This window comes from Nocardioides sp. YIM B13467 (genome assembly GCF_042788075.1).
Lineage (GTDB): Bacteria > Actinomycetota > Actinomycetes > Propionibacteriales > Nocardioidaceae > Nocardioides.
On the sequence record NZ_JBHZPJ010000007.1, the window covers coordinates 93626 to 117882 of the forward strand.

The 24257-nt window shown below is 68.2% G+C and carries 20 protein-coding genes; 13 read left to right on the forward strand and 7 right to left on the reverse strand.

Going from position 1 to position 24257, the window contains the following annotated elements:
• Positions 1–3: 3 nt before the first annotated feature.
• Positions 4–654: a PadR family transcriptional regulator gene (locus ACFX43_RS01985; protein ID WP_350665392.1), complete on the reverse strand. Its 651-nt coding sequence runs from the start codon at positions 652–654 to the stop codon at positions 4–6.
• A 550-nt stretch (positions 655–1204) separates the two neighbouring features.
• Here ACFX43_RS01985 and ACFX43_RS01990 point away from each other — a divergent pair.
• Both ACFX43_RS01990 and ACFX43_RS01995 read left to right on the forward strand, forming a co-directional pair.
• Complete coding sequence (locus tag ACFX43_RS01990) at positions 1205–3760, forward strand: transglycosylase domain-containing protein (RefSeq protein WP_378816352.1); 2556 nt, start codon at positions 1205–1207, stop codon at positions 3758–3760.
• Complete coding sequence (locus tag ACFX43_RS01995) at positions 3757–5193, forward strand: glycosyltransferase family 87 protein (protein ID WP_378816355.1); 1437 nt, start codon at positions 3757–3759, stop codon at positions 5191–5193. Before ACFX43_RS01990 ends, ACFX43_RS01995 begins: the two co-directional genes overlap by 4 nt.
• Here the strand turns inward: ACFX43_RS01995 and ACFX43_RS02000 are convergent.
• Complete coding sequence (locus ACFX43_RS02000) at positions 5151–6203, reverse strand: alanine racemase (RefSeq protein WP_378816358.1); 1053 nt, start codon at positions 6201–6203, stop codon at positions 5151–5153. The two genes, ACFX43_RS01995 and ACFX43_RS02000, sit on opposite strands and share 43 nt — an antisense overlap.
• 7 nt (positions 6204–6210) lie before the next feature.
• On the reverse strand, positions 6211–7374 hold the full coding sequence (locus ACFX43_RS02005) for a lipid II:glycine glycyltransferase FemX (protein ID WP_378816361.1): 1164 nt from the start codon (positions 7372–7374) through the stop codon (positions 6211–6213).
• 290 nt (positions 7375–7664) lie between these two features.
• Between ACFX43_RS02005 and ACFX43_RS02010 the strand changes: the two genes are divergently transcribed.
• The 4 genes from ACFX43_RS02010 (at position 7665) to ACFX43_RS02025 (ending at position 12723) form a co-directional block, all read left to right on the forward strand.
• Positions 7665–8264: an RNA polymerase sigma factor gene (locus ACFX43_RS02010; protein ID WP_378816364.1), complete on the forward strand. Its 600-nt coding sequence runs from the start codon at positions 7665–7667 to the stop codon at positions 8262–8264.
• Positions 8264–8773: a hypothetical protein gene (locus ACFX43_RS02015; protein ID WP_378816366.1), complete on the forward strand. Its 510-nt coding sequence runs from the start codon at positions 8264–8266 to the stop codon at positions 8771–8773. Before ACFX43_RS02010 ends, ACFX43_RS02015 begins: the two co-directional genes overlap by 1 nt.
• A 12-nt stretch (positions 8774–8785) precedes the next feature.
• Entirely contained in the window at positions 8786–10300 is a 1515-nt protein-coding gene (locus ACFX43_RS02020; protein ID WP_378816369.1) for a S8 family serine peptidase, read from the forward strand.
• A gap of 644 nt (positions 10301–10944) precedes the next feature.
• A complete protein-coding gene (locus ACFX43_RS02025) occupies positions 10945–12723 on the forward strand; it encodes a CHAT domain-containing protein (RefSeq protein ID WP_378816372.1) in 1779 nt (592 codons plus the stop codon).
• A 366-nt stretch (positions 12724–13089) separates the two neighbouring features.
• On the opposite strand, the gene ACFX43_RS02030 is transcribed toward ACFX43_RS02025, so the two are convergent.
• Together ACFX43_RS02030 and ACFX43_RS02035 are read right to left on the reverse strand one after the other, a co-directional pair.
• Complete coding sequence (locus tag ACFX43_RS02030) at positions 13090–15147, reverse strand: acyltransferase family protein (protein ID WP_378816375.1); 2058 nt, start codon at positions 15145–15147, stop codon at positions 13090–13092.
• Between the two features lie 203 nt (positions 15148–15350).
• Positions 15351–16145, reverse strand: a complete 795-nt coding sequence (locus ACFX43_RS02035) for a deoxyribonuclease IV (RefSeq protein ID WP_378816377.1) — start codon at positions 16143–16145, stop codon at positions 15351–15353.
• A 72-nt stretch (positions 16146–16217) separates the two neighbouring features.
• Between ACFX43_RS02035 and ACFX43_RS02040 the strand changes: the two genes are divergently transcribed.
• From ACFX43_RS02040 to rplI, 7 genes are all read left to right on the forward strand, one after another.
• Positions 16218–16538 (forward strand): metal-sensitive transcriptional regulator, encoded by a 321-nt coding sequence (locus ACFX43_RS02040; protein ID WP_008355454.1) that lies wholly within the window; start codon positions 16218–16220, stop codon positions 16536–16538.
• A gap of 33 nt (positions 16539–16571) precedes the next feature.
• Positions 16572–16775, forward strand: a complete 204-nt coding sequence (locus ACFX43_RS02045; RefSeq protein ID WP_141801970.1) for a heavy-metal-associated domain-containing protein — start codon at positions 16572–16574, stop codon at positions 16773–16775.
• A gap of 5 nt (positions 16776–16780) precedes the next feature.
• Entirely contained in the window at positions 16781–19939 is a 3159-nt protein-coding gene (locus ACFX43_RS02050; RefSeq protein WP_378816379.1) for a heavy metal translocating P-type ATPase, read from the forward strand.
• Between the two features lie 103 nt (positions 19940–20042).
• Entirely contained in the window at positions 20043–20330 is a 288-nt protein-coding gene (rpsF, locus tag ACFX43_RS02055) for a 30S ribosomal protein S6 (RefSeq protein ID WP_091044123.1), read from the forward strand.
• A 124-nt stretch (positions 20331–20454) separates the two neighbouring features.
• On the forward strand, positions 20455–21054 hold the full coding sequence (locus ACFX43_RS02060) for a single-stranded DNA-binding protein (RefSeq protein WP_378816382.1): 600 nt from the start codon (positions 20455–20457) through the stop codon (positions 21052–21054).
• A 97-nt stretch (positions 21055–21151) separates the two neighbouring features.
• Complete coding sequence (rpsR, locus tag ACFX43_RS02065; protein ID WP_008355445.1) at positions 21152–21388, forward strand: 30S ribosomal protein S18; 237 nt, start codon at positions 21152–21154, stop codon at positions 21386–21388.
• 11 nt (positions 21389–21399) lie between these two features.
• On the forward strand, positions 21400–21852 hold the full coding sequence (gene rplI, locus ACFX43_RS02070; protein ID WP_378816384.1) for a 50S ribosomal protein L9: 453 nt from the start codon (positions 21400–21402) through the stop codon (positions 21850–21852).
• A gap of 64 nt (positions 21853–21916) precedes the next feature.
• On the opposite strand, the gene ACFX43_RS02075 is transcribed toward rplI, so the two are convergent.
• Positions 21917–22492, reverse strand: coding sequence for a DinB family protein (locus tag ACFX43_RS02075; RefSeq protein ID WP_378816386.1), 576 nt, complete (start codon positions 22490–22492; stop codon positions 21917–21919).
• Between the two features lie 70 nt (positions 22493–22562).
• Positions 22563–23918 (reverse strand): MATE family efflux transporter, encoded by a 1356-nt coding sequence (locus ACFX43_RS02080; protein ID WP_378816389.1) that lies wholly within the window; start codon positions 23916–23918, stop codon positions 22563–22565.
• Positions 23919–24257 lie beyond the last annotated feature (339 nt).

Here is a 24257-nt window from a genome sequence, read left to right on the forward strand (position 1 = left end):
TCATCACTCGTTCTCTTGGCTGCTCTGCGCTGTGCGCGAGACGTCCGCTTCGTCGCGTACGCCATCGTCATCCCCCAGATCCCCCCGACCCGCTGCCTGCTCGTCGTTCGCAGGCCTTGGGTTGCGTTCGGCGTCGATCAGAGAGGAGAGCCATCGGACCTCCCGCTCGACCGACTCGACGCCGTGACGCTGAAGCTCGCGGGCGTAGGAGTCGACCTCTTTCTGGGTCATGGCAAGCTCACGTTGCACCCGGTCGAGCCGCTCCTGGAGCCGGCTGCGACGTCCTTCGAGGACGCGAAGCCTGATCTCCATGTCGGTGCGACCGAAGAACGCGAACCTGATGTCGAAGTTGTCGTCCTCCCAAGCCATCGGACCGACCTCGGACATGAGCTGGGTGAACTCACGCTCTCCGGCAGGCGTCAGCTGGTAGACGATCCGCGGCCGCCGGGTCACCGGCGTGACGGACTGCGCCTCCTCTTCGATGAGGTGCTTGCGCAGCATCTTCTTCAGAGCCGGGTAGAGCGAGCCGTACGACAGCACTCGCCCCCAGCCCAGCATCAGGTTGAGCCGCTTGCGCAGCTCGTAGCCATGCATAGGCGACTCGTGCAGCAGTCCAAGGACTGCCAACTCGATCGTCTCTGCGCGACGTGCCATACGACCTATCGTACCGATATATCCGCGATGGCAAATAGAGACCTAAGTCTTGTCTGATTACGTCTGAAGAGACCACTTCGATGCAACCGTCACCGAACTGTTGACGTCGGGTGACTTGAGGCGCGCTGGGCGTGGATGCGGGAGCGCTAGCGTCGATTGCGTACGCTGATGGCTGCCGTTCACCTACCCGAGGAACCACCCGGGGAAGTCAGGCAAGCGTCGCGCGTCAGGTTGATGGGATTCCCTCGGGGGGATTCAGCGACGTCGGGGGATTGTCAGTGTCAGCCCGTCCGGTCACGTGCCGGGCAGTCACAGGAGCAGTGCAACACCCGTGAGCGACCCATCCGGCGGCTTTTCTCAAAGGCCCAGCCCTCGTAGCGCCAGTCCCCGCAGGTCCAACCCCGGCGGGCAGCAAGGACGACCCCAGGGCGGACCGCGCCCACCGCAGGGTGGTCCGGGCGGTCGTCCGCCGGCACCGCGCCGCCCCCAGGGTTCTCCGCAGGGCCAGCCGTCCGGCGGCCGTCCTCAGCCCCGTGGCGCCCAGCGCCCGATGCCTCCCGGTGGTCCCCGTCCCGGGCAGCGCCAGCCCTACCCGGGCCCCCGTCGCCCCGGCGAGCCGCCGGTCGACCGCCTCGGCCAACGGCCCGCGCGTCCCGAACAGGGCGGTCCCGGTCGCCCGAGGCGTGACCCCAAGGCCGCCTTCGGTGGGGCGCTGGACCGATTCGGTGACCAGGAGCTCGACAAGAAGGCCCTGGCGGCCCGGATCGCCAAGATCGCGGCGATCGGCGCGCTGGTCCTGGCGCTGATCGGCAGCGGCGCGGTGATCATCTCCTACAACATGATCTCGATCCCCAGCGCCAACGCGGCGTTCGAGGCCGAGTCGAGCTTCGTCTACTACGCCGGCGGCAAGAAGGAGGTCGGCCGTTTCCAGGCGGGCGACCAGAACCGCGACGCGCTGAGCGTGGACGAGATGCCCGCGCTCGTGAAGGACGCGGCCGTGGCCGCCGAGGACCGCAGCTTCTACGAGAACAACGGCATCGACCTCAAGGGCATCGCGCGCACGCTCTTCTCCAACGCCACCACCGGCAGCCAGGGCGGCGCCTCGACGATCACCCAGCAGTACGTCAAGAACCTCTACCTGACCCAGGAGCGCACCTACTCGCGCAAGGTCAAGGAGGCGGTGATCTCGCTCAAGATCAGCCGCCAGAAGTCCAAGGACGAGATCCTCACCGGCTACCTCAACACCGTCTACTTCGGCCGTGGCGCCTACGGCGTCCAGGCCGCGGCGAAGACCTACTTCCGCAAGTCGGCCCAGGACCTCGACATCAAGGAGGCCGCGGCCCTCACCGCGATCCTCAACAACCCGAACGGGTTCGACCCCGAGAAGGCCGGCGCGGACGCCGGTGGCACCGAGCTGCTCGGCCGCTACCAGTACGTCCTCAAGGGCATGGGCGAGCTCAAGGCCCAGGGCAAGGCGCTCAGCGACTACGACGAGGCCACCCTCGAGAAGTCGAAGGCGGCGCTGCCCAAGTTCCCCAAGCCGAAGGCCGACAGCCGCCTCGGCGGCCAGAAGGGTCACGCCCTGACCCTGGTGAAGAACGAGCTGAAGTCCCTCAAGGACGAGAACGGCAACCCCCTCTTCACCGAGGAGGAGATCGACAGCAAGGGGCTGAAGGTCACCACCACGCTCAGCGCGAAGGCGATGAAGGCCGCGGAGGATGCTGTCAGGGACGTACGTCCTGAGGACAAGAAGGCGGTCAACGCCAAGCACCCGGAGAACGAGCTGCACGTTGGTGCCGCGACGGTCGATGTGAAGACCGGTGCGCTCAAGGGCTTCTACGGCGGTCAGGACTACCTCGACTCCCAGATCAACTGGGCGGCCTCGGGCGGCATGGCCGGTTCGACGATGAAGCCGTTCACCCTCGCCGCGGCACTCAAGGCGGGCTACTCGCTCAAGGACACTTGGACCGGTGAGGGTGGCCTGGAGATCCCCGGCACCGACCGGGTCGTCCGCAACTCGGGCCAGAGCGATGCCGACCCGACCGGTCACGGCTACGGCGAGCACATCACCGGCATCAAGGCGATGGAGGAGTCGGTCAACACCTCCTTCGTCCAGATGTCGACCGCGCTGCCCAACGGCAGCGAGGACGTCTACGACATGGCGGTCAAGGCCGGTCTGCCGCCGGACGAGCAGCACGCCGAGAACGCGCCTGCCGACTACCGCTCGATCCCGGCCTACTCGATCGACTTCGACCCGAAGAACTATCTGCTCACCCTGGGGCGTCAGGCGATCAGCCCGATCAACATGGCCAACGCCTACGCCACCATCGCCAACGGCGGCGTGCGCAACACCGTCCACCTCGTCTCGAAGGTGGTCAACGCGGAGGGCGAGGTCGTCTACGAGTGGGACCAGCGCGACGGCGAGGAGAGGGCGATGTCCGAGGACGCCGCCGACGACACCTCCTACGCTCTGCAGCAGGTCGTCAAGGACGGCACCGGCCGGACGGCCGGAGTGATCAACCAGCCCGCGGCAGGCAAGACCGGCACCGCGACCAACGCCAACGACGACGTCTCCTCGGCATGGTTCGCTGGCTACACGCCCCAACTGGCCACGGCGGTCATGTACGTCCGTGGCAAGGGCTCCGGCAAGCTCGACGGCTGGCTCGACTCCTACTTCGGAGCCGGCTATCCGGCCGAGACGTGGGCCCAGATCATGGGCACGCTGACCGACGACCTCGACCTCGAGGAGTTCCCGGAGCCGGCGTGGATGGATGGCGAGGCGCCCCAGGACGGTCACGAGCCGTCGCTGACCGCCACCCCGACGCCGACTCCGACGCCGTCGGAGAACTGCTCCAAGAAGGACGAGCGCAAGGGGCTCTGCATCCCGATCGAGGAGCCGGAGGAGAGCCAGAGTCCCACGGACGGTGCAACCGACGGCCAACCGGGCGGGGGCACGACCCCCGACCCGTCCGAGTCGACAGAGCCCAATCCCACCGAGACCGCCTGCGACTGGTTCGGCGACTGTGAGTCGTCCTCGCCGCCCGCCGATGGCAATAATGGCGGAGGCAACAACGACACAGGCACCGCGGAGGGCGCTACTCAGTGAGTGATGGTCCAGTGACCGCTCCCGCGGCGGAGGATCCGGTCGTCAGGACCGCCTCCACCGCGGTGGGCGGTCCTCTCGGCGGGCTCGCGCACGGCCGACGGCGCTGGTTCAGCGCAGTCGGCCTGTTGCTGCTCCTGACCTCGCTCACCTTCGCGATCGGGATGGTCTCCAAGCAGACCTGCTACAACGCGACCTGGACCAACGGCGACACCAGATACACCCACTTCTGCTACTCCGACCTGCCCTATCTCTACGTCGACCGGGGACTTGCCGAGCACGAGTGGCCCTACTCCTCCGATCCCGAGGTCCGGGCGCGCTACCAGCAGGTGATGGAGTATCCGGTCGGCATCTCCTACTACGCCTGGGCGACGTCCCACGTCACCGACTGGCTGACCGACACCCCCGACGAGGACGAGCGCCATCTTGTCGAGACCTCGAGCTTCTGGGGTCTGCCCGGCATGCACCACGAGATCCGGGTCTTCATCATCGTCAACGTGATCGGCTTCGCGGTGGCGGCGCTGCTCTCCGCCTGGTTTCTGGCACGTACGCACCGCCGACGGCCCTGGGACGCAGCCGCGTTCGCGCTCGCTCCGGTGCTGGCGGCGACCGGGATCATCAACTGGGACATGTTGGCGGTGGTCTTCGTGGCCGGCGCGCTGTGGGCGTGGTCGCGCGACCGGCCGCTGCTGACCGGCATCCTCATCGGGCTCGGCTGCGCGACCAAGCTCTACCCGCTCTTCCTGCTCGGCGGGCTGGTGGTGATCTGCATCCGGCGCCGCCGCTACTACGACCTGGCGGTCGCCGCCCTGGCGACGGTCCTCGCCTGGGTGCTCGCCAACCTTCCCGCGATGGCCACCGGCCTGGAGGAGTGGAAGGTCTTCTGGAGCTTCAACTCCGAGCGCGGCCCCGACCTCGGCTCGCTGTGGCTCGTGGTCCAGCAGGCCACCGACGCGACGATCTCGGCACAGACGGTCAACCTCGTCTCCTGGGCCTTCTTCATCGCCTGGTGCAGCGGCGTACTCATCATCGGTCTGACCGCCCATGAGACACCGCGGCTGGCGCAGCTCGGCTTCCTGATCGTCGCCGGGTTCCTGCTGGTCAACAAGGTGTATTCACCGCAGTACGTCCTGTGGCTGCTGCCGCTGGCCGTACTAGCCGTGCCGCGCTGGCGTGACCAGCTCATCTGGCAGGCCGGTGAGCTCTTCTACTTCGTCGCGGTCTGGTGGTATCTCGCGGACCTGCTGGCCAGCAGCGGTGGTGATCAGCCGGTCTACTGGTTCGCGATCATCGCCCGGGTCGCCGCCGAGATCTATCTGATCGCGGTCGTGGTCCGGGAGATCTACGAGCCGTGGCGCGACCCGGTCCGGTGGACCGAGGCCCGCGCGGAGACTCAGGAATCCAGGATGATCTCGTCGAACGAGGTCGCGGTGTAGCGCACCCGCACCTCGAGCTCCTCGCCGACCTCGGGCACACGCGCGCCGGAGGGAAGCATGAGCATCGACTCCTGCATGTGCGGCGGCTCGGCGAACCAGAGCGCCTTGCCGTCGAGCGTGTACGGCGAGCGCGACTGCCCCATGGCGTCGAGCCCACCGCGGGCGACCGCGAGGGCCCGGGAGCGCAGGTGGGTGTCGCCGAGCGGCGCCTCGAGCCCGATCCCGTGGGCGGTGCCGCCGGAGGCGACCACCAGGTGACCGGCGCGCATCGCGGTGCGGCCGCGGTAGCCGTAGGAGTAGCCCCGCTCGAGCGGGTGCACGTCCTCGACGGTCGCGGTCACGGTGAGCGCGCCGCGGTCACCGAGCCACAGCGCGGTGCCGACGCGGGGCCGGAAGGTGATGTCGCCGTAGGCCGCACGCAGCTGGGCGAGCTCGTTGGCGCTCAGGTGGGAGACCCACACCGTCTTCGCCTCGGCGCCGACGACGGCGTCCATCTGGGCGCGTACCTCGGCCAGCGAACCGCCGTCGAGGCCGAAGTGCATGGTGATGCCCTCGAAGCGGGCGTGCTCGCGGGCGAGGGCGGCGGTCGGCCACAGGTCGCTCGGCGTCATCCCGTGGCGGCGCATCGAGGTGACCAGTTCGAGGATCACCCGCGCGCCCGGCTGGCGCTCCAGCAGCAGCGGCAGGTCCTCGGGGCGGCTGATCGTGTGGATGATCCGGTCGGCGATCTCCGGGTTGATCTCCGGCGAGTAGGGCCGCCACGGGGTCAGGACGTAGATCGATCCGCTGAACCGGGTCGCGACCTCCCACACCTCGTTGTAGGTGCCGACCGCGAGCGTGTCGACGCCGGTGCCGAGGCTGGTGAGCCACTCGGTCTGGTGGGCGAGCTTGCGCAGGGTGAGGCCGTAGCCGTTGCCCTTCGCCACCGGGACCAGGCCAGGCGTCGCCTCGGCGAAGGTCTGGACGTGCTTGCGCCAGCGATCGGCGTCAACGGTCAGTTTCAGCGGCATACGGAGATCAGCGCCTCTTCATGTAGACATCGAAGGCCGTGTAGATCGGCTTGTTCAGCGGCAGGTCCCACTCCCCGGCGTACTCCACCGCCTGGCCACCGGTGCCGACCTTGAACTGGATCAGCCCCACGTGGGAGTCGTCGGTGGAGAGCGTCGGAGTGATGCCGCGCAGGTCGTAGGTGGTCGCGCCGGCGGCCATGGCGTCCTGGATCATCGCCCACTGGAGGGCGTTGGAGCCACGTACGTCTCGCTTCTCGGTCGAGGAGGCGCCGTAGGAGTACCAGGCGTACTGCCCGACGCGGACCATGATCGTGGCCGCGACCAGATCGCCCTCGTGCCGCGCCAGGAAGAGCTTGATCCGCTCCGGATCCTCGGTCGACATCGCCCAGAACATGGTGCTGAAGTAGCTCCGTTGCCGGGGCGTGAAGTGGTCGCGGGCCGCGGTGTGGACATAGAGATCGTGGAAGGCGCTCAGGTCACCCTCGAAGTCGCCGTCCGCCGGGTCGACGGGGGAGGCGACGGTCACCTCGACGCCCATCTTGGCGGCCTTCTTGATGTTGCGGCGCCAGAGCTGGTTCATCCCCTTGAGGACCTCGTCCTCGGTCTTCGGGGTGCCGTCCTCGTGGGCCAGCGGGATGACGAAGTTGTATTGCGGCTGCCCCGCGCCGAAGCCGTCCTCGGGGGACTGAAGCCTCCAGCCCGCCGCTCTGAGCTGCGAAACGACGCGCGCGCCGGTGGCGTCGCGATGCGTCGGGGTTAGCTGGTTGAGTCGTTGCACGGTGTCGTCGGCGATGCCGTCCTTCACCTGCGCCGCGCTCCAGGTCGCCGTGGTGACCGGCGGGCCGATCCGGATGCCGAAGGCACCGTTCTTCTTCAGGTACGCCGCCAGCGGGTCCAGCCACGGAGCGAGATCGCCTGACCAGTCGATGCTCGGGCCTTCCGGCAGGTAGGCGAGGGTGAACCGCTCCAGCTTCGGGACCGGCCGGTGCAGCACCAGCGCGGCGCCGACCAGGGCACCACCCTGCAGGCTGTCGAACCATCCGATCGACTCCGAGCGCCACTCGGTCTTGACCCGGGCCCACGACGGGGTCTGGAGGAAGCTCACGCTGGGTTGCTTCTCGATGAAGGCGAGATGCTCCGCAGCGGTGATGGGGCGCACGGTGAGACTCACCCGCAGAAGGCTACCCGCTCCGGCGGCAGGGCCGAATCCCGGTGGTCGAGCTCGTCGAGACCACTGTCCGTGAGCGTCTCACCGCCCCAATGTGGGGACAATCGCGCCGCTCCCTAGTGAGTCAGGGCCGCTGAGACGCTATTGTCTGCGACCAGATGTATCACGGCTGGGGCCTGGGCCTCCTTATAGTCGTGACAGCAACTATGACCACCACGATGGCGCGCCCGCGCGTCGTCTGGCCCCCCAACGGCTCGCCGCCGATCCGGAGGCCGCCGGTCGAGGAGGGGACTGTGACACGGGTACCACGGGGGATCGGTCATGCCGACGCACCCGTGACCGTGTGGTCCCGGGCCACGGCCGACTTCGACCGCTGGCTCAGCGGCGACTCCGCCGCCCTCGACGAGTTGGTCGCGACGATGACTCCGGTCCTGTGGCAGGTCGCCCGCTCCTACCGGCTCACCCAGGAGCAGGCTGAGGACGTCGTCCAGAACACCTGGCTCACCTTCGTACGCAAGCACTCCTCGATCCTCGACACCGCGGCCGTCGGCGCCTGGCTCACTCTGACCACGCGCCGCGAGGCCTGGCGGGTCGCGAAGCGATCCGGGCGTGACGTACCTGTGGAGGACGAGGCGCTCGAGTCGCGCGTCCCGACGCAGCGCTCGGCGGAGTCCCTGGTCGTCGAGGGCGACCGCAACTCCCTCATCTGGGCGGCCGTGGAGTCGCTCCCCGAGCGGTGCCGGCGGTTGCTGCGCGTGGTCGCCTTCTCCGACCGGCCCGACTACGCCAGCCTGGCCGAAGAGCTCCAGATGCCCATCGGCAGCATCGGCCCCACCCGCGGCCGCTGTCTCGGGAAGCTGCGGGACGCACTGCGTGAAGAGGGGGTGTCGTGATGGGTCGCTCGGAGGAGCCCACTCGCGAAGAGCTGTTGGGTCTGGTTCGACAGGCTTATGTTGCTGGTGATCCCGTCCCCGGGGGCCTGATCTCCCGGATGCAGGCGGCCGCCGCCGGCGCCGCCGAGGAGTCCGGCCTCGGTCTCGACCTGGAGCTGATGCTCCTGGTGGAGTCCTCGGGTGCCGAAGCGGCCGGAGTCCGCTCCACCGCCCCCGCCTCGGCCCGCTCGGCCTACACCCTGCGCTTCGCGCAGTCGGGCGTCGATGTCTTGGTCCGGGTCGCGTCCGACACCGACACCACCGCCCGCCTCGACGGCTGGGTCGTCCCCGGCTCACCCATGACCGTCCGCGCCATCCGCGCCGACGAAGTCCGTACGCCGATCGTCGCCGTCACCCTCGGAGCCTCGGGTCGCTTCGAGCTCACCTCGTTGCCCGCCGGCCTCATCCGGCTCCGCTTCGAGCCCGCCGACGGCTCTGCCGCCTTCCTCACCCCCACGTTCGAGATCTGACCAGGAGTAACAGTGCATTCCAAGCGTGAGCCCCGACTGTCGGCGCCATACAGATCCGACGCCCGCATCCTCGACCCGACCAATGCTGTGGCCGTGGACGGCGTCACCGCCGGCACTACGATCTACTCCTCGACCACGCTCCTGATCTCCAAGTCGGTGGACTTCGAAGACACGTTCCGGCGGATCAAGAACGTTGCTCGGTCTCTGCATTGGCGTGTCGAGGCCGAGCCCGAGCCTGCGCACGCCGTTGACCTCCGTTTCGGTGTCCGGCGAGTCAGTCTCGGCGTGGTTCCTGGAAAGGCAGTTGCGGCCCCGGACGCCTGGACGCTCCTTCAATTTCTGCGCGCTGAAGAAGGAGACGGTGCGCAAGGGGTGAGCTTGGAGCACGTTCTCGTGCCGGTGCCGCTCAATGACCCGCACCCGCTCAATGACCCGCACCCGCTGAACGACCCGCACCCGCTAAACGATCCCCACCCCCTCAATGACCCGCACCCGAGCTCCGGGTACGACCCGTTGGGAACGGGTGGTCGTCAACCGGTAGCGTACGTCGGTTCGGCTCCTTACCGACGAAGCGATGACGACCTTGACGGCCGGGCGCGACCCGTGGTGGCCGTCCTCGACACGGGGTGCGGTCAGCACCCGTGGCTCGACTTCGTCGATCGAGACGTACGCCTCGGCGATCACCCGATCGGATGGCCGTCAACTGTTCCGGACTCGGAGATCGACGGCGACCAGGTTGGTGCACTGGACGGCCTGATTGATCCGTTGTCGGGTCACGGCACCTTCATCGCAGGCCTGGTTCATCAGGCATGTCCCAACGCGGACATCTACGCGTGGCGAATTGTTCCGCCGGATGGCCCCGTTGCCGAGTACGGCTGGCTGACGGCCCTCGCTCAGATTGCCGATCTGGTGCACCTCTATCGCCAAGGGGATCCGCGCGGGCGTCGGATCGACGTGCTCAGCCTGTCGATCGGTTATTACCACGAGACCCCCGAGGATGCGCTCTTCGATCCGATGCTTCACGAGATCCTCGCCGATCTTGCGGCCAACGGGACGCTGGTCGTTTGCTCCGCCGGTAACGACGCGACATCGAGGCCGAACTTCCCGGCAGCGTTTGCGCCCTGGATTGAGGGCGAGGGTCCTTGTTCGGCATCGGACAAGGCGTTGCCGATCATCTCCGTAGGAGCCCTGAACCCCAACGGAACGGACGCGATCTTCAGCAACGCTGGGCCCTGGGTTCGTGCGTACGAGATTGGTGCCGGCGTCATGAGCACGGTCCCCACCAGTTTCGACGGTGGTTACCAAGCGACAGTCGCATCCGAGTTCGCTGGCCGAAAGCGGGAGACGTTGGATCCTGACGACTTCGGCGGCGGATTCGGAACCTGGAGCGGTACATCGTTTGCGGCACCGTTGCTCGCCGGCCGAATTGCTCAGCACCTCTTTGACAATGGTCATCCCGGGGATGTCACGCAGGACATCGATCGCGCCTGGGCCGCCGTCGAAGTTCTCACTACGCTCAAGCAATGACTTCCGACGATCCGGACGAGCTGCACAAGCAGGGCGTTGCGGCGCTCAGGTCAGGCGATTTCGACAGCGCGAGGGCGCTCTTGGGACGAGCCCTGAGCCTCGCAACCGCCCCTGAAGTCCTCGCTCGGATCGAGTCGTCGCTGGCATACCTCGAAGTCGATGAATCCAACCTGAGCGTGGCGTTGGAGAAGAATGGTCGAGCACTGGGGTTCGGGGTTGATGGCTCCACACGAGGTGTGCTTCTCGCACAACGTGCTCTGCTCTTACGGCGGGCAGGCCGTGCGGCAGAAGCATTGGAGACCTTTGGCGACGCCATCTCATCACTCGACGGTCTCGACCTCGCCAAGGCCTACCTCAACCGAGGCACAGTTCACCTTGACCGGAATGACATCGTGCGAGCCGTGGAGGACTTCAACTCTGCTGCAGATCAATACCGGTCAGTTGGCGAGCAGGTGTTGGCTGCGCAGGCTGATCACAACCGGGCGTACGCAATGTATCTCTCGGGCGACCTTCCCGGGGCGCTTGCCCTGATGGAGTCTGCCTATCGTCTCTTGGCCGACGCCGGATCTCTTGTGACCGCGGTGTGTAACGCGGACCGGGCCGAGGTGCTGATGGCGGCTGGGCTGACGCGGCAGGGTGGCGAAGTGCTTAGGCAAGCGGCCGAGGCGTACGGATCGAAGGGGCAGCGCCAGCGGCAGGGGGAGGCAGAGCTGGCGCTGGCGTCGCACCTGGTTGCGACCGATCCCGTCGAGGCGGTGCGGGTGGCGCGCTCGGCGCTGGGGTGGTTCGAAGAGGCCAAGGCGCCAGGGCTGGCGTTGCGGGCGCGCGCCGTGGCATTCGAGGCAGCGGTGACCGCCCGCGAGAATCCGAGCGAGGACGGCGAGGCGCTGGCCGGTCCACTCGAGGAGCAGGGCCTGAATTGGCCGGCGCTCCGCGTGCGTTTGCAGGCCCGCCTCGCGCGCATCCGTTCGGCAGAGAATGCGGGCCTGCCGACGAGACCGGCGAGTGGCAGGGTCATCGGCCCAGTCCCGCCCGAGGCGCCCATCGACGTCCGCCTGCTGGAGCGAGAGCTCCGCGCCGAGCTGGCTGTGGCCGCTGGCCGTGCCGTGACCGGGCGCCGCGAGCTCCGGGCCGGTCTCGACGACTTCCATCTGTGGCAGAGCTCGTTCGGCAGCCTGGACCTGCAGACCAACGTCGCCGGCCACGGCCGCACGTTGGCCAGACGTGGCCTGGAGCTGGCCGTCGAGTCCGGCGAGACCGACGCGCTCTTCGAGTGGTCGGAGCGCTCGCGGATGCTGGCCTCGCGGGTCCAGCCGGTGCGGCCGCCGTCCGATCCAGAGCTCGCTGCTGACCTGGCCGAGCTCCGCGGGGAGGTGACGCTCGAGCGTGAGACAGAGCTGCGCGAGCAGATCCGACAGCGGGCCTGGCGGGTGAAGGGATCCGGTCAGGTCTCGGAGCCGATCGCCCTTGCCGACCTGCGCGAACGCATCGGCAGCCATGCGCTCGTCGCGTATGTCGTGGCGGCCGGTCGCCTCGTGGCTGTCGTCGCGACCGACGATGCCGCCACCCGGATCGACCTCGGCGAGCAGGCCGCGCTCGGGCCACTCCTCGGTGGTCTGCTGCCGGATCTCGACGTCGCCGCGACTGACCTCCCAGGCCCGCTGGGCGTTGCCGTACGTGGTGACCTGACCGCCCGGCTCCAACAGCTCTCCGACCTGCTCGTCGCTCCGGTTCTCGAGCGGATCGGTGATCGCCCGGTCGTCCTGACCCCTTCGGCCGTGCTGGCGGCGGTGCCGTGGACGTTGCTGTCCGGCTTCACCGGCCGATCGGTGACGGTCGCCCAGAGTGCAACTGCCTGGCTGAGCCGCGCCGACACTCCACTGCGAGCAACGACGGCCGGATTCGTCGCAGGACCGCGGGTCATGCGAGCCGCCGACGAGGTCACCAAGAGCGCCACCGCATGGGCCACCGCGCACACGCTCATCGGCACCGACGCAACCGCGACGGCCGTCTCGGCCTTGGCAGCGAAGGTCGACGTACTCCATCTGGCCGCCCACGGCCACCACTCCGCCGACAACCCACTCTTCTCGGGCCTCGAGCTCGCAGACGGGACCTGGTACGGCTACGACATCGACGGCCTCTCCGCCGTCCCCGACGTCGTCATCCTCTCCGCCTGCGAGGTCGGACGATCGACGATCCGCTGGGGCGAGGAGTTGATCGGGCTGGTCGGAGCCTGGTTGCACGCCGGCGCCCGCGCCGTGATCGCCTCGCCCGCCGTCGTCGCCGATGAGGCTGCGTACGAGGTGTTCAGCCGTCTCCACGGCGCCCTCGCAAAGGGCCTGGCCCCTGCTGAGGCTCTCGCGGAGTCCCTCCCCGCACCGACCACGGACGCTCCGCCGGCGCCGTTCGTCTGCTTCTCCTGATCCTCTTCGAAAAAATCTGACGTCGGGTGTATCAGGCGGTCTGCCGCGTACTCCTTGGGGCTGTCCGGACCGAGATTCGGGGGAATTCGGTTCGGACGCTGGCGCCGCCGCCTTGGGGGAGGCAGGCGGTTTCGGGGCCGCGGCGTGGGTTGGGCACTAGGGGGATGCCCAACCTGCGTGAGGCGGCCCGAGACGTGGGCCGGGCGGGGCGGTGAGGGGATTGACTGCCCCGCCCGGCAACTTTCGATTCTCCCGCTCGGGAACTGCCACTGCAATGGTTGGCGAGCGCAGAACTGAAATGTGTTCTAGGCGGAACAGTCTGGTTGGGGAGCGGGTCTCGACAGGCTCGACCACCGGTGGCCGGTGCTAGGCGGAACGGTCGAGGCGGCCGAGGCGCTTCCCGAGCGCCGGGGTGACCCGGTCGACCCAGGTCGCGGTGATGTGGGAGTCGTCGTAGTAGGTGACGACGTCGCCGACGACGAGCGGGCAGCGCTCGGAGCAGACCAGGTCGACGATGTCGACGTACGTCGCATCGGTCCCCGCGAGCGCCTCCTGGGTCACCTCGTTGGAGTCGACCTCGGTGCCGTCGGCTTTCACGACGCAGTCCTCGAGGAGGTTGCGGGCGTCGGAGAGGCACTCGCCGGGGTCGTTGTCGACGGAGGGGACGTCGGCGAAGACGCGTACGTCCGGAGTGATCTTCTCGAAGGCACTGACGCCGTGGCGCACTCCCTCACGCCACTGCTCCTCGGTCGAGACGCCGTCGCGCTCCTCCATGTCGAGCATGCCGCGGGCGCCGACGACGATCGTGTCCGGGTTCAGCTCGGTGATCTGCTCGTTGGTCCATTTCCGGAAGTCCTCGCACTCGGCGACGGTCATCTTCGAGGACTTCTGCTTCACCCCGTACGCAGCGCAGCCGAGCTTCACGAACGGAACCAGCTTCACGTGCTGGCGCTCGGCGAGGGTGTCGAGGGCGGGCAGCCACATCCCGATGTGGGAGTCGCCGATGACCGCGACGGTGCGATCGGCCTTGCCGTCGCCGTAGATGCAGTCGCCGTCGAGCTTCGTCTCGCCGTAGCCCGCATAGCAGTAACCACCGCGCTCGGCCCACGAGTCGGTGGCGTCGAACTCGACCTCGGGCGGCAACGGAGCACCCTCCTCGGCGGCCTCGACGGTGGTCTTCAGTACGCCGGTGACTGGCTTGTCGTCGGTCTCGAGGACGTCGGGGTTCTCCTGGAACCACTCCTCGGCGTTGGCCTTGGCGACGTCGACCTGGTAGCCGGCGTACGCCTGCGAGCTCGTGCCTGCGACCAGGGCGAGGGCTGCTGCGGCGGGCCAGAGGGCGAGCGCGCGACGGCCCTTGGTGAGATGCGGGATCCTGTGGCGCTGGAAGGGCATCTCGATCCAGTGGTAGCTCGCCGCGGAGGCGGCCAGGATGAGTGCCAGCATGATCAGCAGCTGGCGTACGCCGCCGCCGGGGATCGCCTCGGGGGCGAGGATCAGGATCGGCCAGTGCCACAGGTAGAGGCTGAACGAGATGTCACCCAGGTAGCGCAGCGGCTGCTTCGAGAGCAGCCAGCCGGTCGGGGTGGCGGGCCCGGCGACCAGGAGCGCGACGGTGGCGAGCACCGGGACTAGGGCGTGCCAGCCCGGGAAGTGAGTGGCCTCGCTGAAGTTGGCGGTGGCGTAGACGAGGGTGCCGACGCCGACGATGCCGAGGCCTGCCGCGGCGAGACGACCGGTCCGCGTCGCGCTCGTCGCGACCTGCAGGCGCCCCGCGAGGCAGGCGAGCAGGGCGCCGGCGGCGAGCTCGAACGCCCGGGCGGGGGTGGAGAAGTAGGCCGTGGTCGGGTCGACGCTGGTGGCGTGCAGCGACCAGGCGAGGCTGACCACCGCGACGAGCGCGGCGAGCGCGGTGATCGCGCGACGGCGGTGGTGCTTCGGGATCCAGAGGGCGACGGCGAGCACCAGCAGCGGCCAGACGACGTAGAACTGCTCCTCGACCGAGAGTGACCAGTAGTGCTGGAACGGCGAAGGTGCGGCGTTGTTGAAGTAGTCGACGGCTTCCTTGGCGAAGTGGACGTTGGCCAGGAAGACCGCCGCCCAGCCTGCGTCGCCCGCGATCTGGTCGGTCCGGGTCTGGGGCAGGACGATCGCGCTGTAGGTGAGTACGACCAGCATCGTCGCGGTCGCCGCAGGCAGGATTCGGCGGGCGCGGCGGGCGTAGAACTGGCTGATGCTGACCGTGCCGCTGCGGTCGGTCTCACGCAGCAGCAGGGTGGTGATCAGGAACCCGGAGAGGACGAAGAAGACGTCGACTCCGACGAACCCTCCCTCGAATCCGGAGAGTCCCGCGTGTCCTGCGATCACCAGACCGACAGCGACGGCACGGAGACCTTGAACATCGGCGCGCCAGTTCGAACTCATTCGGAGGACGATATGTCAATGGCCCTGTTGGGTCATAGCCGACGGTCCCACTGGGCGGTCCGATTCTCAGCCGAATCTTCACCTCTGGCGAGCGAAACTGCAGCTGTGGCGAACGAATCTTCGGTTGTGGTGGACCAATGTGCGGTTTCGTCCGCCAGAACTCAAGACTCGGCTGACAGAAGTGAAGATTCGGTGAGAATCGGTCAAAGCCGCTCGCGGAGCCAGGCGAAGTCGCTCGTGTGCTCCTCGGCGCCGCCCGGGGTCTCGCAGATCACCGGGGCTCCGGCGTCGCGGACCACGCCGGCGAGCAGGTCGGGGTCGATGCGGCCGGCGCCGAAGTTGGCGTGGCGGTCGGCGCCGGAGTCGAACTCGTCGCGGGAGTCGTTGCAGTGGACCAGGTCGATGCGGCCGGTGATCTTGCGGACGTCCTCGACCACCGTCTCCAGCGGGTTGCCACCGGCGTGGGCGTGGCAGGTGTCGAGGCAGAAGCCGACGTTCTCCGCGCCTTCGGCGGTGGAGATGGCCTCCCAGACGCCGGCGATCCGGTCGAGGTAGCGCGCCATCGCGTTGTCGCCGCCCGCGGTGTTCTCGATCAGGAGCGGGACCTTGATGTCGGTCACCTCGATCGCCTTGCGCCAGTTGTCGAAGCCCTTCGCGGGGTCGTCGTCCTTGTTGACGTGGCCGCCGTGGACGATCAGGCCCTTGGCGCCGACCTCGGCCGCGGTGTCCATGTGCTGCTGGAGGAGCTTGCGGCTCGGGATCCGGATCCGGTTGTTCGTCGTGGCGACGTTGATGATGTACGGCGCGTGGACGTAGAGATCGACACCCTGCTCCTCCGCGCGGGCCTTGAGAGCGGCTGCGCCGTCGGCGTACGTCACCACCGGGCCCTTGTAGGACTGTGGATCGCCCAGGAAGAACTGCACCAGGCTCGCGCCGCGCGCGGTCGCCTCGGCGACGGGGTCGGTCTGGTCTACGTGGGCACCGATCGCAACAGCCATAGGGCCAGTCTAGGACGCGGCACCGACATTCTTCGGCTTGACTTCATACCTTACGGGGGTATGGTAGGCGGCATGGACGAGCACACCGGGCCCGAAGGCCACGCGGATCACGGATACCTCCACAACAAGAACAAAGAGGCCTATCTGAAGCGCCTCAAGCGCATCGAAGGTCAGGTGCGCGGGCTGCAGCGGATGGTCGAGGACGAGGCCTACTGCATCGACATCCTCACCCAGGTCTCCGCCTCGACCAAGGCGCTCCAGGCGGTCGCTCTCGGGCTGCTCGACGAGCACCTCGGTCACTGCGTCGCCGGCGCGGTCCAGAACGGTGGCGCCGAGGCCGACGAGAAGCTCGCCGAGGCCTCTGCCGCCATCGCCCGCCTCGTCCGGTCCTGATTGTCAACAATCCAACAACCCAGAGAGATTCTCATGAGCACCCAGAACTTCACCGTCGTCGGTATGACCTGCGGACACTGCGCCTCCTCCGTCACCGAAGAGGTCACCGAGATCGCCGGCGTGAGCAACGTCGACGTCGACCTGGCCTCGGGCAACGTCACCGTCACCGCCGCTGAGCCGATCTCGGACGACGCCATTCGCGCGGCCGTCGAGGAGGCCGGCTACTCGCTGGCCTGATCATGATGACCCCCACCGCCGCGAACCCGACCGAGCAACAGCTCGAGATCGAGGGCATGACCTGCGCGAGCTGCGTGCGCCGCGTCACCAAGGCCATCAGCCGTGTCGAGGGTGTCGAGGACGCCAACGTCAACCTCGCCACCGAGACCGCCCTCGTTCACTTCGACCCCGCCCGCACCGACCTCGCCGAGATCAGCGCCGCCATCGAGAAGGCGGGCTATCAGGCTGTCCTGCGATCGTCGACTGTCGACAATCCACAGGAGCCTGAGGTCGAGGACGTTCGGGACGTACGCCGCGAGACAGAGCTCGTCCAGCTCAAGCGGCGGTGGGTCACGGCCCTGGCGGTGGGGCTCGGCCTGATGGCGTTGATGTACGTCCCGCTTCCCGTCGATGCCATGGAGCCGGTCATGTCGATCGTGCTCGTGGTCGCCGCGGTCACGCAGTGGTGGGCGGGTCGTGACATCTACCTCGCGGCGGTCCGAGGCGCACGCCACGGATCGGTCGACATGAACACCCTGGTCACGCTCGGCACCGGCATCGCCTTCGCCTATAGCGCCTTCGTGACCCTGTGGATGGGGCAGGCCGAGGCGTGGGGCCTACCCCTCCACCTCTACTTCGAGACCGCCCTGGTCATCGTCGCGCTGGTGCTGATGGGCCGCTGGCTCGAGGCACGGGCCAAGTCGCGTACGGCCGACGCGGTCAAGGCCCTCGTCGGCCTCATGCCGGAGACGGCCACGGTCATCCGCAACGGTCGCGATGTCACGGTCCCGGTCGCGAACCTGCAGGTCAACGACCGGATCCGCGTACGCGCCGGGGAGAAGATCCCGGTCGACGGCCGCATCGTCGCAGGGGCGTCCTACGTCGACGAGTCCATGCTCACCGGTGAGAGCGACCCGGTGCGGAAGGCCGAGGGCGACATCGTCATCGGCGCGACGATCAACCAGACTGGCTCGTTCGAGATCGAGGCGACCGCGGTCGGTGCCGAGACCACGCTGGCGCAGATCATCGCGATGGTCGAGTCGGCCCAGGGCTCCGGCACCAAGCTGCAGCGTCTGGCCGACCGGGTCTCGGCGGTGTTCGTGCCCGCCGTCCTCGTCGTGGCAGCGCTGACCTTCATCGGTTGGCTGGTCCTCGGCCCCGACGCCGAGCGACTCACCAGCGCCGTCACCGCGGCCATCGCGGTCCTCATCATCGCCTGCCCGTGCGCCCTCGGCCTGGCCACGCCGGCCGCCGTCATGGTCGGCGCCGGGCGCGCCGCCGAGCTCGGCGTACTCGTCGGCTCGGGCGAGACCCTCGAGCGCGCCCGCTCCGTCACCGCCATCGTCTTCGACAAGACCGGCACGATCACCCACGGCAAGCCCGAGGTCTCCGACATCACCCCGGCTCCGGGCTGGACCCGCGACGAGCTGGTCCGGATCGCCGCCGCTGCCGAGACCGGCAGCGACCACCCCCTCGCCACCGCCCTTCGAGCGCGTGCCGAGGCCTCGGCCGACGCCGTGGACGTGCAGGTCTCGGCGTTCGAGGCCCATCCGGGCCGCGGGATCAGCGCGTACGTCGACGGGCGTCGGGTCGTCGTCGGCAACTCGGCGATGCTGGCCGAGGAGGGCATCGACGCCACCGACAACGGCTCCGTCCTGGTTGCGGTCGACGGTGCGTACGCCGGCTCGATCCGGGTCGCGGACCAGGTCCGCGACGAAGCCAAGGAGACCGTGCGCCTGCTCGAGGACTCGGGCGTCGAGGTGCACATCCTCAGTGGCGACGCCGCTGCGACGGTGGCGAAGGTGGCCGACGAGGTCGGCGTCCGCCACGCCGCCGGCGGCCTGCTGCCCGAGCAGAAGCTCGCCCGGATCCAGCAGCTCCAGGACGAGGGCAAGGTCGTCGCGATGGTCGGCGACGGGATCAACGACGCCCCGGCGCTGGCCCAGGCCGACGTCGGGATCGCGATCGGCACTGGCACCGACGTCGCCCTGGCGGCCTCCGACATCACCCTGGTCGGCAGCGACCTCCGCGGTGTGGTGACCGCGCTGGCGCTCTCCCGCCGCACCGTCGCGACGATCAAGCAGGGCCTGTTCTGGGCGTTCGCCTACAACGTGCTCCTCATCCCCGTCGCCGCGCTCGCCCTTCTCGACCCGGTCCTCGCCGGCGCCGCGATGGCGATGAGCTCGGTCAGCGTCGTCACCAACGCGCTGCGACTGCGCGGCTTCCGCCGTCCCGAGACGCCCGAGGCGTACGCCGGCCGGGGTTTCGTCACTCGCGTCCGCGACGGTGGATATCTCCTGGTCACGGCCGTGATCGCGATCTCGATCGGGGCCGGCCTGACGTATCTGTCGCGCACCGAGCCGGCGCAGCGCGGGATGAACGGCATCCTTGAGTGGGCGCAGGGGATGAGCCCGATGCGGCCGTCGATGACGGAGATGCATGAGGTCGACATCGCTCCCGTCGCCTCCGCCGAGTCGGGCATCGACGTTGCGATCACGCGGCGCGAGGGCGGGCTCCGGTTCCTCGTCACGGACGCCGCGACCGGTGACCCGGTGACCGACCTCGGTCGCACCCACCAGGCCTGGATGCACGTCATCGTGACCAGCCAGGACCTCTCCTGGTTCCGCCACCTCCACGCCGAGCCGACCGGCCGTCCGGGCGAGCTCGAGACCGACGTGACCTTCCCCGCCGGAGGCACCTACCGCGTGGACACCGAGTTCCGCCGCCGGGCCGACATGGCCGACGTGCTCGACCGGCAGCAGGTCACCGTCGAAGGTACGCAGCCCCCGGCCGTCCCGCTGGAGGCGAGCCCGAGATCGTCGACTGTCGACAATCTCACCGTCACGCTCGAGGGAACGCCGGTCGCCGACCAGCAGAGCGACCTGCACTTCAGGTTCGAGGACAGCACCGGGAAGGTTGTCGACGATCTCCAGCCCTACCTCGGCGCGGCCGGCCACGTCGTGGTCATGAGCGCGGACGGCGAGACGTTCGTGCACGGCCACGCCGAAGGCGACGAGCTGGCCGTCCCCGGCGCCTCGTTCGGGCCCGAGCTCGGGCTGCACCTGGACGTACCGAAGGCTGGTCTCTACCGCCTGTGGGCCCAGTTCCGCCTCGGCGACGGCGAGGTGATCACGGTGCCGTTCACGGTCGAGGCCGTGGATTCGGCCACGCAAACCGCTGGTTGATACCCTGACTCGTCCCTCTCCACAGACGGAGATGGGACATCGCATCAGCCCTCCTGCCATGGAGAGACCATGGCCGCCGAGTCCGTAGGAGGTGGAGAACGCTATGCGCGCCTATGAAGTAATGGTGATCCTCGAGCCCAGCCTCGATGAGCGCACCGTCGCCCCGACCCTTGACAAGTTCCTGAAGGTCGTCACCACTGATGGTGGCACCGTCGAGAACGTTGACGTCTGGGGCCGCCGTCGTCTGGCCTATGAGGTCAACAAGAACGCCGAGGGCATCTACGCCGTCGTCAACCTGACCGCCGAGCCCAAGACCGTTCTGGAGCTCGACCGCCAGCTTGGCCTCAACGAGCAGATCCTGCGTACGAAGGTCATCCGTCCGTCCAAGTGACGCGGATGTCACCGTCGGTAATTGTCGGTGCCGGGTCCTATGTTTGAACCCACACGGCCAGTTCACATTTATTTGGAACTCCTGAACCGACACCGACACCCAGATCAGACTCAAGGGAGATCTCATGGCAGGCGACACCGTCATCACCGTGATCGGCAACCTCACCGACGACCCGGAGCTTCGCTTCACGCCGTCGGGTGCAGCCGTTGCCAACTTCACGATTGCTTCGACGCCCAGCAGCTTCAACCGCCAGACCAACGCGTGGGAGGACGGGGAGACCCTCTTCCTGCGCTGCTCGATCTGGCGCCAGGCTGCTGAGAACGTCGCCGAGTCCCTGCAGCGCGGCATGCGTGTCGTCGCTCAGGGTCGCCTGAAGTCGAGGTCCTACGAGACGCGTGAGGGCGAGAAGCGCACTGTCTTCGAGCTCGAGTGCGACGAGATCGGTCCCTCGCTCCGCTACGCGACCGCCAAGGTCACCAAGGCCAGCCGGCAGTCCGGCGGCCAGGGTGGCGGCGGCGGTTACAACCAGGGTGGCGGCGGTGGCTACAACCAGGGTGGTGGCTACGGCGGCCCCCAGGGTGGTGGCGGCCAGCAGGCTCCGGCCGGTGGCAACGACCCGTGGGCCTCGCCGGCTCCGCAGCAGCCCGCCAACGCGGGCGGCGGCGCGCCGGCCAACGACCCGTGGGCGACCCCGGGCGTGGGCAACGACGAGCCTCCCTTCTGATCAACAGATCCACATTCCGAATCCCTCAACCATTCCGGTACTCAACCCATATGCCGCTCCGCGGCTGGGGCCGGGCTTCTAGAAAGGAAGCACCACAATGGCCAAGGCAGTGATTCGCAAGCCTAAGAAGAAGGTTTGCCAGTTCTGCAAGGAGAAGGCGACCGGTGTCGACTACAAGGACGCCACCCTCCTCCGTAAGTTCATCTCCGACCGCGGCAAGATCCGCGCCCGTCGCGTGACCGGCAACTGCGTCCAGCACCAGCGCGACGTGGCCATCGCCGTCAAGAACGCGCGCGAGGTTGCTCTGCTGCCCTACACCTCCACCGGTCGCTGAGGAGGATCGACATGGCTACCAAGATCATCCTTCAGCAGGAGGTCACCGGGCTGGGTTCCGCCGGTGACGTCGTCGAGGTCAAGGACGGCTACGCCCGCAACTACCTGATCCCGCGTGGCGACGCCATCCGTTGGAGCCGCGGCGCCGAGTCGCAGGCCGACTCGATCAAGGCTGCGCGCTCGGCTCGCTCCGTGCGCGACGAGGCTCACGCCGCCGAGATCAAGGGCAAGCTCGAGGCCAACACGGTCAACGTGAAGGTCCGCTCCGGCAAGGACGGCCGCCTCTACGGCGCCGTCACCGCCGCCGACATCGCCTCCGCGGTCTCCGAGACCACCGGCGAGTCGATCGACAAGCGCACCATCGCGCTGGGCAACCCGATCAAGTCCCTCGGTGCCCACGAGGTCTCCGTCAAGCTCCACGACGAGGTGTCCGCCAAGCTGGCCCTCAACGTGGTCCCCGCTTGATCTAGGGATTCCACACAGGCCCGCCTCCTCCGGGAGGCGGGCCTGTTCGTTTTTCGCCGAGGCGTCAGAATTTGTTCGCGATGTCGGTCAGCTTCGCGACGTACGCTGGCCAGTCGTACTCCGACGGGATGTTGTCGCCCGGCTTGCGCCAGCCGACGGCGCCGTCGGCCTCTTCGCGAAGGATGTCGGCCTGTCCGCCGTGACCGGCGAGGTCGGCGAAGAGGTGCACCAGAATCTGGTGCAGTGTGACTTCCTCGTTGCCCCAGTGCGGCACATGCCCGATGGCGTCCAGCGACAGCGCCTCGATCGTCTCGTCACCGTGGGCGATGACCCGACGGTAGAGGTCGATGATGCCCTCGATCGTCTCGTCCTCGGTGGCGTACCAGTCCGCCTGCGGGTCGATGTCCCACTGCTCGTCCGTGATCAGCTCCTCGGGATGCGGGAACGGGCGCCCGAACGTCGCGCCGAGATAGACGGCCTCGACCCCGGTGACGTGCTTGATGATGCCGAGAAGATTGGTGCCTGTCGGCGTACGCGGCAGCCGCGCCTCCCGCTCCGAGAGATCCTCGACCTTGGAGATCAGCGCCTCGCGGCGAGCGTCGATGTACGTCTTCAAGGTGGTCTTCGGATCGGTCGCCATGGGATGACCTTGGCGTGCGCCCGGGCTGGGGCACAAGTGAGTATGTGGGACCGATGCCTAGAAACCGGGCTCAGGCGCCGGTGACCAGCCAGCGGTCGCTTCGCGCACGGAGCGTCAGCACCACGAAGCGCGCGCCCATGAAACCGACCGCGAAGGTGATCCACACCCACACCAGCCCACCGCCGAGGGCGACGGCCAGGGCGACGAGCGGGACATAGGCGACGAGGGTCCAGACCCCGCCCCAAGCCAGGTAGCGCCCGTCGCCGGCTCCGATGAGCACCCCGTCGAGGACGAAGACGACGCCCGCGATCGGCTGCGCGATCGCCGCCACGATGACCACCGGCACCAACAGCTCCCGCACCGCTTGGTCCTCGGTGAAGAGTGCGCCGAGGAACGGGGAGAGAGCGGCCAGGAGTACGCCGGCCGCGACCCCGATCACGACGCCCCACCACACCATCCGGGCCGTGATGGCCCGGGTCTCCCGGGTGTCGCCGGCACCGAGCGACCGCCCGGTCAGCGCCTGCGCGGCGATCGCGATCGCGTCGAGCACGAACGCCAGGAAGGTCCACAGCGTGAAGGCGATCTGGTGGGTCGCCAGGGCGACGGCCTGATCGCCGACGGCGAGATGGGTGACGGCGTACGTCGTGACCAGGAGCGCCATGCGCAGCGTCAGTGTGCGGACCACGAGCGCCACGCCGGCCCGGGCGGAGGCACGGATCCCGGGCACGTCCGGCCGCAGCGGTACGTCCTGACTGCGCGCTGCCCGCACCACGACGTACGTCAGCATCCCGGCTGCCAGCACCTGGGCGATCACCGAGCCGATCGCCGAACCGGCGAGGCCGAGCCCGGCGCCGTAGACGAGGGCGAGGTTGAGCACGATGTTGAGTACGTTGGCGACGACCGCCGCGACCAGCGGAGTCCTGGTGTCCTGCAGTCCGCGGAGCACACCCGTCGCCGCGAGCATCATCAGCAGCGGCGTCACCCCGAGGACGGCGATCCGTAGGTAGGTCGTCGCCGGGCCGACCACCTCGTCGCCCGCGCCGACGGCCCGGCTGAGCGGCTCGGCCAGGACCATCACCGGGACCGTGACGACGACCCCGATGATGACCGCGAGCCAGATCCCGTCGATCCCCTGGCGTAGCGCACCCGCGGTGTCTCCGGCGCCGATGCGGCGGGCGACCGATGCTGTGGTGCCGTACGCGAGGAAGACGCAGAGTCCGACGATCGTCTGAAGCACGACGCCTGCGACACCGAGGCCGGCGAGCTCGCGGGTGCCGAGGTGGCCGACGATCGCGGAGTCCGCCAGCAGGAAGAGCGGCTCGGCGACGAGGGCCAGAAAGGCGGGGATCGCGAGCCGCCAGATCTCCTTGTCGAGGCCTCGGCGGTCGGTCTTCGAGTAGCTCTTCGCATCCGCCCGGCTCGTCACGATCTCAAGGTTAAACACCGTCGGCGCGGAGCGTTGTTCAGGGCAGGTGGAAAACCTGTGGAAAACGTCGTTGCGGCGCTATGTCGACAAAACGCCCAAGGGGGTACGACGATCTCGGCGAAGAACCCCGACGGGGCGCCGACTTTCTTTCGTCCACAGCCTATGGATAGTAAAATTGCAGGTCAGGCAGGGTTTACCAATCCTGTGAAGCTAGTTATACACAGGCACTTCCCCAGGCTGTTCACATTGACCAGGGTGTCGTCCACCGCTATCCCCTGGTTATCCCCAGGGCCTGTGGATAACCCTCTGTCGCCGATGTGGTCTGCGACGTAGGGTCGC